The sequence below is a fragment of the Faecalibacterium sp. IP-3-29 genome (assembly GCF_023347335.1).
Taxonomy (GTDB): domain Bacteria; phylum Bacillota; class Clostridia; order Oscillospirales; family Ruminococcaceae; genus Faecalibacterium; species Faecalibacterium duncaniae.
This window is the reverse complement of record NZ_CP094471.1, coordinates 2,300,073-2,314,638: the sequence shown is the minus strand read 5'-3', so window position 1 is coordinate 2,314,638 and position 14,566 is coordinate 2,300,073. Positions and strand designations below refer to the sequence as shown.

The 14,566-nt window shown below is 59.2% G+C and carries 8 protein-coding genes; 7 read left to right on the top strand and 1 reads right to left on the bottom strand.

The window, feature by feature from the left end; translation table 11 throughout:
- The first annotated feature begins 58 nt into the window (after positions 1–58).
- From MTP40_RS11015 to MTP40_RS11000, 4 genes are all read left to right on the top strand, one after another.
- Positions 59–1,570 (top strand): carboxylesterase/lipase family protein, encoded by a 1,512-nt coding sequence (locus MTP40_RS11015; protein WP_249259378.1) that lies wholly within the window; start codon positions 59–61, stop codon positions 1,568–1,570.
- Positions 1,571–1,933: 363 nt separating this feature from the next.
- The gene (locus tag MTP40_RS11010; protein WP_249259377.1) at positions 1,934–4,849 is read left to right on the top strand and encodes a DNA translocase FtsK; all 2,916 of its coding nucleotides are present in this window, start codon (positions 1,934–1,936) and stop codon (positions 4,847–4,849) included.
- Between the two features lie 72 nt (positions 4,850–4,921).
- A complete protein-coding gene (locus tag MTP40_RS11005) occupies positions 4,922–6,985 on the top strand; it encodes a YgiQ family radical SAM protein (protein WP_249259376.1) in 2,064 nt (687 codons plus the stop codon).
- Positions 6,958–8,079 carry an MBL fold metallo-hydrolase gene (locus MTP40_RS11000; protein ID WP_249259375.1) on the top strand — a complete coding sequence of 374 codons (1,122 nt, stop codon included), beginning with the start codon at positions 6,958–6,960 and terminating at the stop codon, positions 8,077–8,079. The genes MTP40_RS11005 and MTP40_RS11000 overlap by 28 nt, the downstream gene beginning before the upstream one ends.
- Before the next feature lie 63 nt (positions 8,080–8,142).
- On the opposite strand, the gene uidA is transcribed toward MTP40_RS11000, so the two are convergent.
- A complete protein-coding gene (uidA, locus tag MTP40_RS10995) occupies positions 8,143–9,969 on the bottom strand; it encodes a beta-glucuronidase (protein ID WP_249259374.1) in 1,827 nt (608 codons plus the stop codon).
- Positions 9,970–10,384: 415 nt separating this feature from the next.
- On the opposite strand from uidA, the gene MTP40_RS10990 reads away from it, so the two are divergent.
- From MTP40_RS10990 to MTP40_RS10980, 3 genes are all read left to right on the top strand, one after another.
- Positions 10,385–11,773, top strand: a complete 1,389-nt coding sequence (locus tag MTP40_RS10990; RefSeq protein WP_249259373.1) for an MFS transporter — start codon at positions 10,385–10,387, stop codon at positions 11,771–11,773.
- Between the two features lie 131 nt (positions 11,774–11,904).
- Entirely contained in the window at positions 11,905–13,107 is a 1,203-nt protein-coding gene (locus MTP40_RS10985) for an AraC family transcriptional regulator (protein WP_156058488.1), read from the top strand.
- 382 nt (positions 13,108–13,489) lie between these two features.
- Positions 13,490–14,542, top strand: coding sequence for a substrate-binding domain-containing protein (locus MTP40_RS10980; RefSeq protein ID WP_242699369.1), 1,053 nt, complete (start codon positions 13,490–13,492; stop codon positions 14,540–14,542).
- Positions 14,543–14,566 lie beyond the last annotated feature (24 nt).

Sequence of the window (14,566 nt, the reverse complement as noted above, 5' to 3'; positions counted from 1 at the left end):
TCCGGGTGCCATGTTTGCAGTACCGGGGGTCTGTCTTTTTGAAAGAAGGAGGTCATTTATGGAAAAGGCATTTTGCTGTGCGCCGGATTTTCCGGTGGTTCAGACAAATTACGGTCCGGTGCGGGGATATCGCTTCCGGGAGATCAGCAGCTTCAAAGGCATCCCGTATGGGCGGGCGGTGCGCTTCCATGCACCCCAGCCGCCCCAGCCTTGGGCAGAGCCGCTGGACGCTTCCAGTTACGGCTGCGTCTGCCCGCTGCTGAGCATCGACAAGCCCAGCGGCGAACTGCGTGTGCCCCACCGCTACTGGGTGCAGGATGAGGACTGCCTGAACCTGAACATCTGGACCCCGGCCTGCGATGCCCAAAAGCGGCCGGTGATGGTCTGGCTCCATGGCGGCGGATTTTTTGCCGGCTCGTCCATTGAGCAGGTGGCCTACGAGGGCGGAAACATGGCGCGGGAAGGGGACTGCGTGGTGGTGTCACTGAACCACCGGCTGAACATCCTGGGCTACTTGGATCTCTCCGATTTTGGGGAGGAGTACGCAAACTCCGGCAATGCGGGTGGGGATGATATCATCCTGGCACTGCAGTGGGTGCGGGACAATATTGCAGCGTTTGGCGGCGATCCCGGCTGCGTAACGGTATTCGGCCAGTCCGGCGGCGGTGCCAAAGTGACAACGCTGCTGCAGACCCCGGCAGCAGATGGCCTGTACCACAGGGCGATGATAATGAGTGGTGTGCTGGAAGGCTTGCTGAACGACAGTGTCGGCAGCGGCAGGGACTGTGTGCAGGCGCTGATGCAGGAGCTTGGCGTGCAGACAGCACAGCAGCTGGAAACTGTGCCCTACCACCAGCTGGCGCAGGCTTACCGGAACGTCAGCCCGGCTCTGAAAGCAAAAGGCGCGAACGTGGGCCAAAGTCCCCACCCGAACCGCTTCTATCTTGGAGATCCGCTCCAAAACGGCAGTGGGTTTCGGCCCGAGACTGCAGACGTTCCGGTGCTGATTGGTACGGTTTATTCGGAGTTCTACGGTTTCTTTGATGGACTGAAAGGAGTCGGCCCGGAGGAAGCAGTGGGCCTGTCTGCCGCAGAGACCCTGCGGGAGCAGTTCCGCACTGCCTACCCGCACCGCCCGGAGGAAGACCTGCTGCTGGCAGATACCAGCTTCCGCGCCCCCACGATCAAATATGTCCGGGAGCGTGCCAAGGCGGGCGGAAAGGTGTATAGTTATCTGTTTGATCAGGACTTCCCTCTGATGGGGAAAAGTACCCCGTGGCACTGTGCGGATATCCCATTTGTGTTCCACAACACAGAGCTTGTGCCAGTGTGTGCCTTTGAGGGAGCAAAGCAGCTGGAAGCGGAAATTTTTGGCGCTGTGATGCAGTTTGCCCGTACCGGTGCGCCGGGCTGGGCTGCCAGTACGGAGGATGTGGAACAGACCATGCTTTTCGGCCCCCAAAGCCGTCTGGTGCAGAATCACGATCACGCACTGATCGAAGCATTGGCACCCTTCACAGATTTACGGATGAAAAAAGCGACCCGGGCAGGCGGACAGATCCAGCATTAAAAAGCGCTGTTCAATACGCGGGAATTCCGGGAAACAGAAAGCAGAACAGGCATCCTGCGATACCGCTTGGCGGTATCGGGCAGGATGCCTGTTCTGCTATGATGATCTTCATTGCATTTTCTATATCCGCAACAGCCTGACGAGATTTCTGGCAGAGTTCATAGCAGATAAAAACAGCGTGCAGCTTTTTCGCATGGAAGGTACTGCATTTTTGTTTGCTGCCTTATCTGTGCGGAATGGATGCCGCACGCGGCATTCAAGGTTCAAACCGGTCTGCATTCTGTAATTGCCACTTGACCCAACCCGTGGTATAATGAAAGAATCGAATACTATGGGAACAAAGGACAGGGGTCAGAACAGAAAATGGCAAAACGAAAGCGAAAAACAACTGCAAAGCGCGCGTCTGCACGCAGAAAAAGCCGGGCCGAGGAGCGGATGCCGGCGGGGCTGGGCACCCTGTTTGTGGGGCTGCTGCTCATCGTGCTGGCGTTCGTGGAGGGGGACTCCGTCTGGAAGAGCGCCCACCAGATCCTATTCGGGCTGTTCGGCTGCGGCAGCTTTGTGCTGGGCGCGGCGGTGTGCTATCTGGCCATCCTCTACACCCGGGGGCAGGACCTGCTGATGCAGGTGTTCAAGCTGCTGCTGGGGCTGATCTTTGCCAGCGGCACGGTCATCGTGTTTTCGGATATCCCCGCCGATCTGACCGCTGCCCAGATGATCGCTGCCTGCTACCAGAACGGCGCGAACGCCTGGCTGGGCGGCGGCGTGCTGGGTACCCTGCTGGGCGGCAACCTGCTCCTGCTCTGCGGGCGGCCTGCGGCCAATCTGGTCATGGCGGTGCTGGCCCTGTGCGCCAGCCTGTATATTTTTGATATCACCCCTGCCGAGTGCTGGCAGTGGCTCTGCAATGTGGGCGGCGGTGTGCATGAAAAAGGCGTGGCGGTCTATGAACAGAACGCCGCCCGCCGTGCTGAGCGCCTTGCAGCCCGGCAGGCGGAAGAGGATGACCGCGCCGAGGAGCCTGCGGACGATTACGATGATAATTTTGATGAGGAAGACGTGCCCGGCGGCATTCCGGTGCCCGGGTGGCTGTCCGGCGTGTTCAGCTGGGGCCACAAGGTGACCAAGGAGATGGAAGGCGAAGCGGAACCCGACCCCGTGGATGATTCTCTGGGCTACGAGCCGCCTGCGCCGGTGGAGCCGGAACCGGCTCCCGCCCGGCCTGCCCCAGCCTTTGAGCCGGTCAAGGTGACCTCCAACCATCCTCGTGCGGCGTTTGATATCGACCTTGGGCCGGATACCTCTGTTTCCGAGGGCGGAAGTGAGCCCATTGAGCCCATCATCATCGGGCCGGGCGGCACCTTTGGGCAGGACCCGCTCCAAAAGGCCCCGCCCCGGGCCATCGTCAAACCGGTGGTGCCGGATGCCGTGGAGACTGCCGCCGAGGATTTCTTCGTGCCCGCCGGATCGCCTGCTCCGGCCCCGGTGGTGAACCCCACCGTGCCGCCTGCGGCCCCGGAAGCCCCTGCGGCTGCACCGGCAGAGCCCGTGCAGCCTGAGATGCCGGTGTTCCAGACCCCCACCCTGCCCACCACGGATGAACCGGTGGTGCCGGTGCGGGTCAGCGCGGAAAACGCGGTGGCCATGCGCAGTGAGCCGGACGAGGACGGCTGGATCAGCATTACCAGCGAACCGGTAGAGGAAAAGGACCTGAACACGCTGGTGGCGGCCGCCATGGAAAAACCCGCCGCAGGCGAGCAGGCTGCCGCCACCGCCCCGGCCGAGGAGCCGGAGGTGGTGGAGACCTTCCAGTATCAGTACCCCAGCATCGAGCTGTTTGAAAAGTCTGCCGAGGAGGGTGACCCCGGTGCCCAGGACGAGCTGAAGGCCAACGCTCAGAAGCTGGTGGACACGCTGGAAAGCTTCGGCGTGCGCACCCGGGTGCTGGATATCTCGCGGGGACCCTCCGTTACCCGGTACGAGGTCCAGCCCATGGCGGGCGTGAAGATCAGCCGCATCACCTCGCTGGCCGATGATATTGCCCTGAACCTTGCTGTGGCCGATGTCCGCATGGAAGCACCCATCCCCGGCAAGCCTGCCGTGGGCATCGAGGTGCCCAACCACAAAAAGACCCCCGTTTTTATCCGCAGTGTCTTTGAAAGCCAGGCCTTCCTGCGGATGACTTCGCCCTTGGGTGTGGCGCTGGGCAAGGATATCGCCGGTGTGGCCCAGGTGGCCGACCTGTGCAAGATGCCCCATCTGCTCATCGCGGGCAGCACCGGCAGCGGTAAATCTGTCTGTGTGAACAGCATCATCATCAGCATCCTGTTCCGCTCCAGCCCTGAGGACGTGAAGCTCATGCTCATCGACCCCAAGGTGGTGGAGCTGGCTGAATACAATGGCATCCCCCACCTGCTGATGCCTGTCATCACCGAGCCGAAAAAGGCAGCGGGTGCTCTGAGCAGCGCGGTGCAGGAGATGGAGCGCCGCTACCACCTGTTTGCGGAAAACAATGTCCGTGACATCAAATCCTTCAACAAGCTGGCGGCCACCGACCCCATGCTGGAAAAGATGCCCTATATCGCCATCATCATCGACGAGCTGGCCGATCTGATGATGGTCGTGGGCAAGGACGTGGAGGATTCCATCTGCCGCATTGCCCAGAAGGCCCGCGCCGCCGGAATGCACCTCATCGTTGCCACCCAGCGCCCCAGCGTGGATGTCATCACTGGCCTGATCAAGGCCAACATCCCCAGCCGCATTGCCTTTGCCGTGTCCAGCCAGGTGGACAGCCGCACCATTCTGGATGGTGCCGGTGCCGAGAAGCTGCTGGGCCAGGGCGATATGCTCTTTATGCCTGTGGGCGCGCCTAAGCCGGTGCGTATCCAGGGCACCTTTGTGCGGGATGAAGAGATCAGCCGCGTGCTGGACTTCATCAAGCAGAGCGCCACCGTCCAGTACGACGAGGCCATGATCGAAGCCATGGAAAAGCACGCCATTCAGGATGGCAAGAAGGGCGCATCCTCTGCAGATGCGGATGAGGAGACCGGCAGCGACCCGATGCTCAAGCAGGCCGTTGAGGTGGTCATCGATGCCGGGCAGGCATCCACCAGCCTGCTGCAGCGCCGCTGTAAGCTGGGTTATGCCCGCGCCGCCCGCATCATGGATGAGATGGAGCAGAAGGGCATCATCGGCCCCTATGAGGGTGCCAAGCCCCGCGCTGTTCTCATCAGCCGCCAGCAGTGGCTGGAAATGCAGATGAATCAGCCGGAGGAATAAGAACACAAGCAACACTTCTCTTGGCTCCCTGTCAGGGGAGCAGGCAGAGAGGTTTAACCAGTGAGGAACACTATGGACAACTCTTCCCCAATCTACACCGAATTTCTTCCTATCAGCCGGGCGGACATGGAAGCCCGGGGCTGGGATCAGCTGGACTTTGTGGTGGTGGGCGGCGATGCCTACGTTGACCACCCCAGCTTTGGCACCGCCATCATCAGCCGCCTGCTGGAGGCCGAGGGCTATAAGGTCGGCGTGCTGGCCCAGCCCCGTTATTCCGACTGCGAGGACTTCAAGCGGTTCGGCAGGCCGAAGTACGGCTTTTTCATCGGCGGCGGCAACGTGGACAGCATGGTGAGCCACTACTCCGTGGCAAAAATTCCGCGTGCCGAGGACGAATACTCTCCCGGCGGCATCGGCGGCGCGCGGCCTGACCGCAGCGCCACCGTTTACACCAGGCTGGCCAAGGAGGCCTACCCCGACCTGCCTGTGATCCTGGGCGGTCTGGAGGCTTCTCTGCGCCGGTTTGCCCACTACGATTACTGGCTGGACACCGTTCTGCCCAGCATTGCGGAGGACTCCGGAGCCGATCTCATCAGCTTTGGCATGGGCGAGCACCAGACCGTGGAGATCGCCCGGCGGCTGGCGGCAGGGGAGCCGGTGGAGTCCATCACCGATGTGGACGGCACCTGCTACCTGACCGACTTCGACCACCTGCCTGAAAAGTATGTGGAGTGCGCCGGTTTCCGGAAAGTGGCCTCCGATAAGGTGGCCTACGCCAAAGCCTGCCGCATCCAGATGGACAATCAGGATGTGGTCAGCGGCCAGATCATTGTCCAGAAGCAGAGTGAAAAGTATCTTGTGCAGAACATCCCGGCAAAGCCGCTGGTGCGCTGGGAGCTGGACAAGGTGTATGCGCTGCCCTACACCCGCCGCTACCACCCCATCTATGAGAGCATGGGCGGCGTGCCTGCCATCCGGGAGGTGCAGTTCTCCATCATCCAGAACCGCGGCTGCTTCGGCGGCTGCAACTTCTGCGCCATCCAGCTGCATCAGGGCCGCCGGGTTACCAGCCGCAGTGCCGACAGCATTGTGGCCGAGGCCGAGCGGATGACCCACGAGCCTGATTTCAAGGGCTACATCCACGATATCGGCGGCCCCACCGCCAACTTCCGGTTCCCGTCCTGCCGGGAACAGATGCTGCGGGGCATGTGCAATGGCGGCAAGCACTGCCTGGCCCCCACCACCTGCTCCCACATGATCGTGGACCACAGCGATTACCTCAAGATCCTGCGCCGTGTCCGGGAACTGCCCGGCGTGAAAAAGGTGTTCATCCGCAGCGGCATCCGGTTCGATTACCTGATGGCTGACCCGGACGACACCTTCTTCAAGGAGCTGGTGGAATACCACGTTTCCGGCCAGCTGAAGGTGGCCCCGGAGCACTGCGCCCCCAATACACTGGCCTACATGGGCAAGCCGCCCATCCAGACCTTCAACAAGTTCAAGGATAAGTTCTATGAGCTGAGCAGGAAGGCGGGCAAAAAGCAGTACCTCGTGCCCTACCTGATGTCCAGCCATCCGGGCAGCACCCTGAGCGATGCCGTCTATCTGGCCGAGTATCTCTACAAAAACCACATGCGCCCCGAGCAGGTGCAGGATTTCTATCCCACCCCCGGCACGGTGAGCACCTGTATGTTCTACACCGGCCTTGACCCCTACACCCTCAAGCCTGTGTTCGTGGAAAAGACTGCGGAGGGAAAAGCGCTCCAGCGCGCCCTGCTCCAGTATTACGAGCCCCGCAATGCCGAAAAGGTCATCAAGGCGCTGAAAATGACCCACAGGGAGGACCTGATCCCGCTGCTGGTGCCCGCCGAGGGCCGCCGCGCGGTCCAGCGCTCTGCCCGCCGGGCCGAGCCTGCCGAGGTGACCATCCACAACGACGGCACCTATACTGTCCGCCCCAACAAGGGCAGGGGAGGCAGGAATCAGAGCCGCGGAACCGCCCCGGCCCGCACCGCAGGCGGCCGCCAGCCCAGCCCCGGCGCACGCTTTGCGCCCAACGGTACGGCACCCCGTAAGCCGAAGAACGATCAACAGAAAGAGAATACAGTGTGGAAAACTTCAAAAAAGAAAAAGTAAGCCTCTGGCGGCGCATTGCCGCTCTGGCTCTTGCGGCGGCGCTGGCCCTTGGCCTTGCCGCCTGTGATGCCTCGGCGGTGGTGCCGGGCAGCAGCACCCCTGCGGTCAGCACTGCCCAGCCTGCCGGAGACGGCCAGACCGCCAATTTTGAGATGCACTTCCTGGATGTGGGGCAGGCCCTGAGCGTGCTGGTGGAATGTGACGGCCAGTATATGCTCTACGACGGCGGCAACGTGGACGATGGCAGCTATGTCGTCTCCTACCTGCAGAATCTCGGTGTGGAGGAGCTGCAGTATGTGTTCTGCTCCCACGCCCACGAGGATCATGTGGGCGGCCTGTCCGCTGCGCTGGCCTATTTCCCGGCAGACCATGTGTACAGCCCCGTGACGGAAGCCTCCACCAAGTGCTTTCAGGACTTCGTCAAGTACACCCAGCAGCAGGGCCTGCAGGTGGAAGTGCCCGCTGCGGGCACAGTCTGGCCGCTGGGCAGTGCCACTGTGACCATGCTGGGCCCTGTGGCGCAGTATGATAATACCAACGATACCTCCATCGTTCTGCGGGTGGATTACGGCTCCACCAGCTTTCTGCTCACCGGCGATATGGAATCGGATGCGGAGCGCGACCTTGTGAACAGCGGTGCCAACCTGAAGGCAGATGTTCTGCAGGTGGGCCACCACGGTTCCGGCACCAGTACGAGCTACATCTTCCTGAACGCCGTCCTGCCCGAGATGGGCATCATCTCCTGTGGTGTGAACAACAAGTACGGCCACCCCCACGAGGAGACCCTGAGCATCCTGCGGGATGCGGGCGTGGATGTTTACCGCACCGACCTGCTGGGGGCCATCGTGATCGGTTCCGATGGACAGAACTATACCATCCGCACCGAGAAAACGGCCACCGATGCCGAGCTTAACCCCACCGACCCGGCGGCAGCGTCCACCGCGCAGCAGGGGTATATCGGCAACGTGAACAGCAAAAAGTTCCACCTGCCCAGCTGTGCCAACCTCCCTGCGGAGAAGAACCAGATCCTCTTCTCCAGCTACGAGGAGGCCATTGCGGCAGGGTACAGCCCGTGCTCGAGCTGCATCAAGTAAAAGCATATCAAACAAGCAGCGCCCTGCCGGGGTAAACCGGCAGGGCGCTGCTGTTTTCTGGGATCATTTTTTTCGCTTCTTGAAATCGACCGGCAGAGTTGTCCACCGCTCCCGGAAGAGGTACGCCGCATCCTTGGGCTGACGCTGGCGGGTGAAGATGCCTTTTTTGTTGCCGTCCACCCGCAGGATGCCCTCGGTGGTCTGGAAATCGGCAAAATTCCACACCAGCTCACCCTGCACGAAATCGTAGTGGTCGAACACGGCGTGGGTCATCTCCAGATATTCATTCTGGTACTCGGCGCTCCACATCACACTGGGGAGCTTGTGTGCACCGCTCAGGTTGTCGGTGCCGTACTCAGTGAAGATGAGCGGGCGGCCATGCAGGACTTTTGCCCAGCCGTCCATTTCATGGCGGAAGGCGGCTTCGGCATCTGCCAGCCCGGCCCCGCCCAGTACATACCAGCCGTAGTAGCGGTTCAGGCTGACGAAATCGGCAAAGCGCTGGCCCTTGCTGGTGTCGGGCAGGCTGGTCATCAGGACCGTATAAGTACGGGGGCGCTTCTGGGGGTCGAGGCGGCGGGCCAGCTCGAACAGGGGCTTGAAGTATTCCTCGGTGCCCGCGCTGGTGCACTGAGGCTCGTTGAGCAGGCTCCATGCGATGACCGAGGGGTGGTTTTTGTCCCGGTCGATCATATCGGTCAGGGCTGCCTTGTGGTTCTTGAGCAGCGCAGGCGTGGTCTCCTTCTCAAAAAAGCCCTGCTGCCTGCCGTTGCCCTGATTGGCGGCCAGGAAGTTGGCCGTGCTCTGCATAAAGCCCACGGCGGGGACTTCGTCAATGATGAGGAAGCCCTCCTCATCGGCCATCTGGTAGACCTCCTCAGCGTAGGGGTAGTGGCTGGTGCGGAAGCAGTTTGCGCCGATCCACTTCATCAGCTCGAAATCCCGCTTGACGGTGGGCAGGTCGAGCCCACGGCCCCGGATGTCGGCATCCTCGTGCCGGCCGAAGCCCCGCAGATAGACCGGGCTGCCGTTGAGCAGGAAACGCCCGTGCCGGATCTCAAAGGTGCGGATGCCGATCCGGTCCAGATACTCGTCCACCACCGCGCTGCCCTCGTGGATGCGGATGACCAGATCGTAGAGATAGGCGGCGTGGACGTTCCACAGCTTGGCGTTTTTGACCACCAGCGTGCCGGTGGTGCCGGAGCTTTCGGCCACCCGGGTGGTGCCGTCGTAAAGCTCCACAGTCACGGGGTGGGGGCCGTTGGTGGACACGGTATAGTCGATCTCGGCCCCGGTCTCGGTCAGGCGGTATCGTGTGGAATAGTCCAGCACCCGCTCCTTGGGCAGGGCCATCAGCCAGACGGGCCGGTGGATGCCGGCGTAGTTGTAAAAATCAAAGTAGGGGGCGGCGATCTTTCTGCCATCCGCAAGGGTGCGTGTGGTGCCTGCGGGCAGCATCGTCTCGCTGAGCTCGTTGTTCGCCAGAACACTGAGCTTGTTGAACTGATTGTACCGCACGATGTTGGTCACGGTGGCATCAAAGGGCAGGAAGCCGCCCTCGTGCTGGGCCACCTCCACGCCATTGACGAAGACCCGGGCCCGGTGGGTGACCGAGCCAAACCGGAGAACGATGTCCCAGCCGCTCCATTCCGCAGGGACAAAAAAGCTGGTCTCGTACCAGAAATCACCGCAGTATTCGCGGGAGGCCTTGTCGGTGAACAGGTCGCAGAAGGAGGCGGGCACCGGCATGGAAAGAGAGGAGGGCAGGTCCAGCGCCCATCCGGCCTCCACACCCTTGCTCTCGGGGTCGAAGCTGAAACGCCACATCCCGTCCAGGCCGATGAGACGGCGGGTGGTGGTAGCGCGGGGATACAGCAGGGAGCGGTTCATCAGGATGACCTCACATTCATCAGCCCGGCGGCATTTTGCGTGCCACAGGGGCGTTTATTGTCTTTGTACCCAGTATGACAGAAATTTTATAAAAGGGATAGAAAGATTTTTGAATAAATCCAGACTTTTTTCAGGAAAACAGGCGCTGCTCTGGGCAGAATACCTATTATCTCCGGCTTGGTTTAAAAACTTCCGTAAAGAGTGCCACAAAAAGTGAATGCTGGGAAAAAGCGGAAAAAACAGAATGTGAACGAACTGTGAAAATGTACAAAAACAATACCTTAAAATTGTACGAATTCACCTAAAAAATATTCTAACATTTTTTGATAAAAGTTTGTCATAATATTGGAGTACAAACTTGGATACAGCAGAAGAAACGCTGTACCGTTTGAATTGACCACCGAAGGAGAATACAATGGCAAATGAAATGCAAAAGACCACCCCGTTTGGGATGCGGGACAAGGTCGGCTATATGTTCGGCGATTTCGCCAACGATTTTACTTTTATCCTGTCGTCCAGCTTCCTGATGAAGTTCTATACCGACGTGATGGGCGTGAGCGCCGGTGTTGTGGGCATGATCATGATGATCGCCCGCTTTGTGGATGCCTTTACCGATGTGACCATGGGCCAGATCGTGGACCGCTCCAATCCCACCAGGGACGGCAAGTTCCGCCCCTGGCTCAAGCGGATGTGCGGCCCTGTGGCCATCGCATCCTTCCTCATCTTCCAGTCCGGTCTGGCCGGGATGTCCTACGGCTTCAAGGTGGCATGGCTCTTTGTGACCTATATCCTGTGGGGCTCCATCTTCTACACCTCCGTCAACATCCCTTACGGCTCCATGGCCTCCGCCATCTCTGCTGACCCCAAGGATCGCGCAGAGCTGTCCACCTGGCGTACCATCGGCAGCACCCTGGCCAGCCTTGTGATCGGCGTTGGCACCCCCATGGTGGCTTACGTCACCGTCAATGGCCAGACGGTCCTCTCCGGCAGCCGCATGACCATCATTGCAGGCGTTTTCTCTGTCTGCGCCATCCTCTGCTACCTGCTCTGCTTCAACCTGGTGCGTGAGCGTGTGGATGTGCCCGCCAACAACAGCAAGATGGACATTGGCAAGATGCTCAAGAGCGTGTTCACCAATCGTGCCCTGCTGGGCATCATTGCTGCCGCCCTCTTCCTGCTGCTGGCCATGCTGACCATGCAGGGCATGGCAGGCTATGTGTTCCCCAACTTCTACGGCAGCGCCGCCGCTCAGTCTACCGCTTCTCTGCTGAGCAGCGTGCTGATCCTGCTCGTCTGCGCACCCTTTGCCTCCAAGCTGGCCAACCGGTTCGGTAAAAAAGAGCTGGCCACTGTATCCTGCATCGTGGCCACGGTGCTGGAGGTCATCTGCTTTGTTCTCAAGCCCGCCAATGTCTGGGTCTATGTCGGCTTCTACTGTGCCGCCTTCATCTGCCTGGGCTTCTTCAACACCATCATCTGGGCAATGATCACCGATGTCATCGATGATTCCGAGGTCCGCAACGGCATCCGTGAGGACGGCACCATCTATGCGGTCTACTCCTTTGCCCGCAAGCTGGGTCAGGCGTTCTCTTCCGGCCTGACCGGCGGCCTGCTGACCATGATCGGTTACAGCGCTGCCACTGCCTTTGACCCGGAGGTCACCATGGGCATCTTCAACATCTCCTGTATTGCCCCCGCCATCGGCTTTGTGGCCGTGGCCCTGAGCCTGTTCTTCATCTACCCCCTGACCAAACAGAAGGTGGAAGAGAACGTGGCCGCACTGGCACAGCGTCATAATAAGTAAGGAAACGGATCAAGCCGCCCACGGGAAATTCCTGTGGGCGGCTTGTTTCTGCTTCAAAATTGATGTATACTAATATATCAGGAATGATACAACGGCACGAGCGGAACAACAGGAAAAAGGAGCGGTGTACGATGCGGGTGGATCCTTTGCAGATCCTTACAAAGCTGGCAGCGGTGCAGAATATCCCGACCCGGCGGGTCACCCCGCCCTTTGAGGGGTTGGAAGAGTTTGACTACGGCCTGCGGCGATCGCTGGACCCCCAGTTCGACTGGCAGGAGTTCGGCCAGCTGCTGCTGGACAGCACCCCTGAGAATACCCTGCTGCTGGTGGAGGGCACCTTTGAGCTGCACTTTGCCCTGTTCCGCATCCCCGATGAAAAAAACACGGTCTTTCTCATTGGACCCTGGACGGTGGGCCCCCGCACCCCGAGCGCCCGCAAATGGGTCAGGCGCTATCTGGGGGAAGCCGGAGAGGCCGCTGTGCAGGAGTACTACAACGGCGTGAAGATCCTGGAGGCCAGTGATTTCTATGGAGCTTTGCGGGTTGTGGTGGATACGATGTTCGGGTGCACTGTCCCGGTGCAGGAGCTGAAGGAATTCCTGCCATTCCAGTTCCACCCGGATACCCGCTATTTCCACGAGCCGGAGTTCCAGAAGGAGATCCCGGTCACCATGCTGGAGCAGCGGTATGAATCGGAGAACCGCATTCTGGACGCGGTGGCCCGGGGCGATGAGGAAGCCGCCATCGAGGCCATGCACCAGCACTCCCGCTTTACCTATGGCGGCCGGTTCGAGGGGACACTCTACCAGCAGAAGAACAAGATGATCGTGCTGAACACCCTGCTGCGCAAGGCCATTGAGCCCAGCAAGGTGCATCCCTATTATATCGATGCCATTTCCAGCAAGTACAGCCGCATCATTGAGGAAGCCAACGAGGTGCCCAACGAGATGATGTGGCAGATGACGCGGGATTACTGTGCCTATGTCCGCCGCTACTCGCTGAAGGAGTATTCGCCCGCGGTGCAGAAGGTGATGAACTACGTCAACCTGAACGTGGCTGAGCCGCTGACGCTGAAAAGTCTGGCCGCCATGTGCTTCATCAGCCCATCGTACCTGTCGGCATTGTTCAAGCAGGAGACCGGCAGCACCTTGATCGATTATATCAACACCCAGCGCGTCAACCGCGCGGCCCAGCTGCTGGTGCAGAACAACCACACCATTGCCGCCGTGGCCGAGGAAGTGGGCATTCTGGATGTGAATTATTTTACAAAGATCTTCAAAAAGACGCTGGGAGTCACCCCCACCCGCTACCGCCGCGAACACAAAGAAAAGTGAAAAATGAAAAAAATGCCCGGTTTTTCCCGGAAATGTACGTTTTGTGCAAAACTCCCGGGAAAAAACGGGCATTTTCTGTACAGAGAAATTTGTTGCATGAACAGAACGATGTTGTAACCGTTTTGAAAGGATTTATGGATTTTTGGCATGGAATTTGGATGTATGTTGCATTTTTGACTGATTTTGTGCTTGATAGCAAAAAGAATGTTGTACACAACAATATCAACTGTGAAGAGTGCACAAAGAAATGACCGGAATCTTGTGAACTTGTCCCATTGCGAATGATTTTCCAGACGGTTATAATACAAACAGAAACCATGGAACATACATGTAAGTATATTCCATGAGATGCTGTGATATGCGAATGAAGGAGAACAAGATTATGAAAATGATTTCCCGTCGTGACTTTATGAAGGCTTCTGCTGTTGTGGGTGCTGCCGGCGTTCTGACCGCCTGCGGCGGCTCCTCCAGCTCCACTGCTGCTTCCTCTACCGCCGCTTCCTCTGCAGCTGCTTCTGCAGCTGCTTCTGAGGCTGCAACCGGCAGCGCAAACGTCGGTGTCTGCATCTATCAGTTTGCTGATAACTTTATGACCCTGTACCGCACCGACCTGGAAGAGTACCTGAAGGATAAGGGCTACGCCGTGACCATCGTTGACGGCAAGAACGACCAGAACACCCAGACCGAGCAGATCAACACCTTCCTGCAGCAGGGCGTTGACGTTCTGATCATCAACCCTGTTCAGACCACCTCTGCACAGACCATCGTGGATACCATTTCTCCCTCCGGCACTCCCATCGTCTTCATCAACCGTGAGCCCGAGAAGGCTGTTCTGGACTCCTACGCAGGCAAGTGCTGCTACGTTGGCGCTGACGCACGTCAGTCCGGTACTTACCAGGGCGAGCTGATCCTGGAGACCGAGACCCAGGGCGATATCAACGGCGACGGCAAGATCACTTACATCATGTGCAAGGGCGACCCCGAGAACATCGATGCTCAGTACCGCACCGAGTACTCCATCAAGGCTCTGACCGATGCCGACAAGGAAGTGGAGTGCCTGTACGAGTACCTGGACAACTGGGATCAGACCACCGCACAGCAGGACGTTGCAAACGCTCTGGCACAGTACGGCGAGAAGATCGAAGTTGTGTTCTGCAACAACGACGCAATGGCTCTGGGCGCTCTGCAGTCCATCGAGCAGGCTGGCCGTACCGTTGGCAAGGACATCTACCTGGTCGGTGTTGACGCACTGAAAGAGGCTGTCCAGAACGTTGTTGACGGCAAGATGACCGGTACCGTTCTGAACGACGACGTGGGCCAGGCTACCAAGGCTGCCGAGGCTACTCAGCTGTTTGTTGAGGGCAAGGACGTTGAGGAGTACTACTGGGTCGACTACGTCAAGGTCACTACCGAGAACGCAGCACAGTACCTCTAATTCCTGTAGCACAAAACTCACGTT

What these genes read in the sequence shown, in the direction of transcription:
- MTP40_RS10990 (WP_249259373.1), top strand. Translation starts at nt 10,385, where the DNA reads ATGGCAAATGAAATGCAAAAGACCACCCCGTTTGGGATGCGGGACAAG.
- MTP40_RS11015 (WP_249259378.1), top strand. Translation starts at nt 59, where the DNA reads ATGGAAAAGGCATTTTGCTGTGCGCCGGATTTTCCGGTGGTTCAGACA.
- MTP40_RS11010 (WP_249259377.1), top strand. Translation starts at nt 1,934, where the DNA reads ATGGCAAAACGAAAGCGAAAAACAACTGCAAAGCGCGCGTCTGCACGC.
- MTP40_RS11005 (WP_249259376.1), top strand. Translation starts at nt 4,922, where the DNA reads ATGGACAACTCTTCCCCAATCTACACCGAATTTCTTCCTATCAGCCGG.
- MTP40_RS10985 (WP_156058488.1), top strand. Translation starts at nt 11,905, where the DNA reads ATGCGGGTGGATCCTTTGCAGATCCTTACAAAGCTGGCAGCGGTGCAG.
- MTP40_RS10980 (WP_242699369.1), top strand. Translation starts at nt 13,490, where the DNA reads ATGAAAATGATTTCCCGTCGTGACTTTATGAAGGCTTCTGCTGTTGTG.
- uidA (WP_249259374.1), bottom strand. Translation starts at nt 9,969, where the DNA reads ATGAACCGCTCCCTGCTGTATCCCCGCGCTACCACCACCCGCCGTCTC.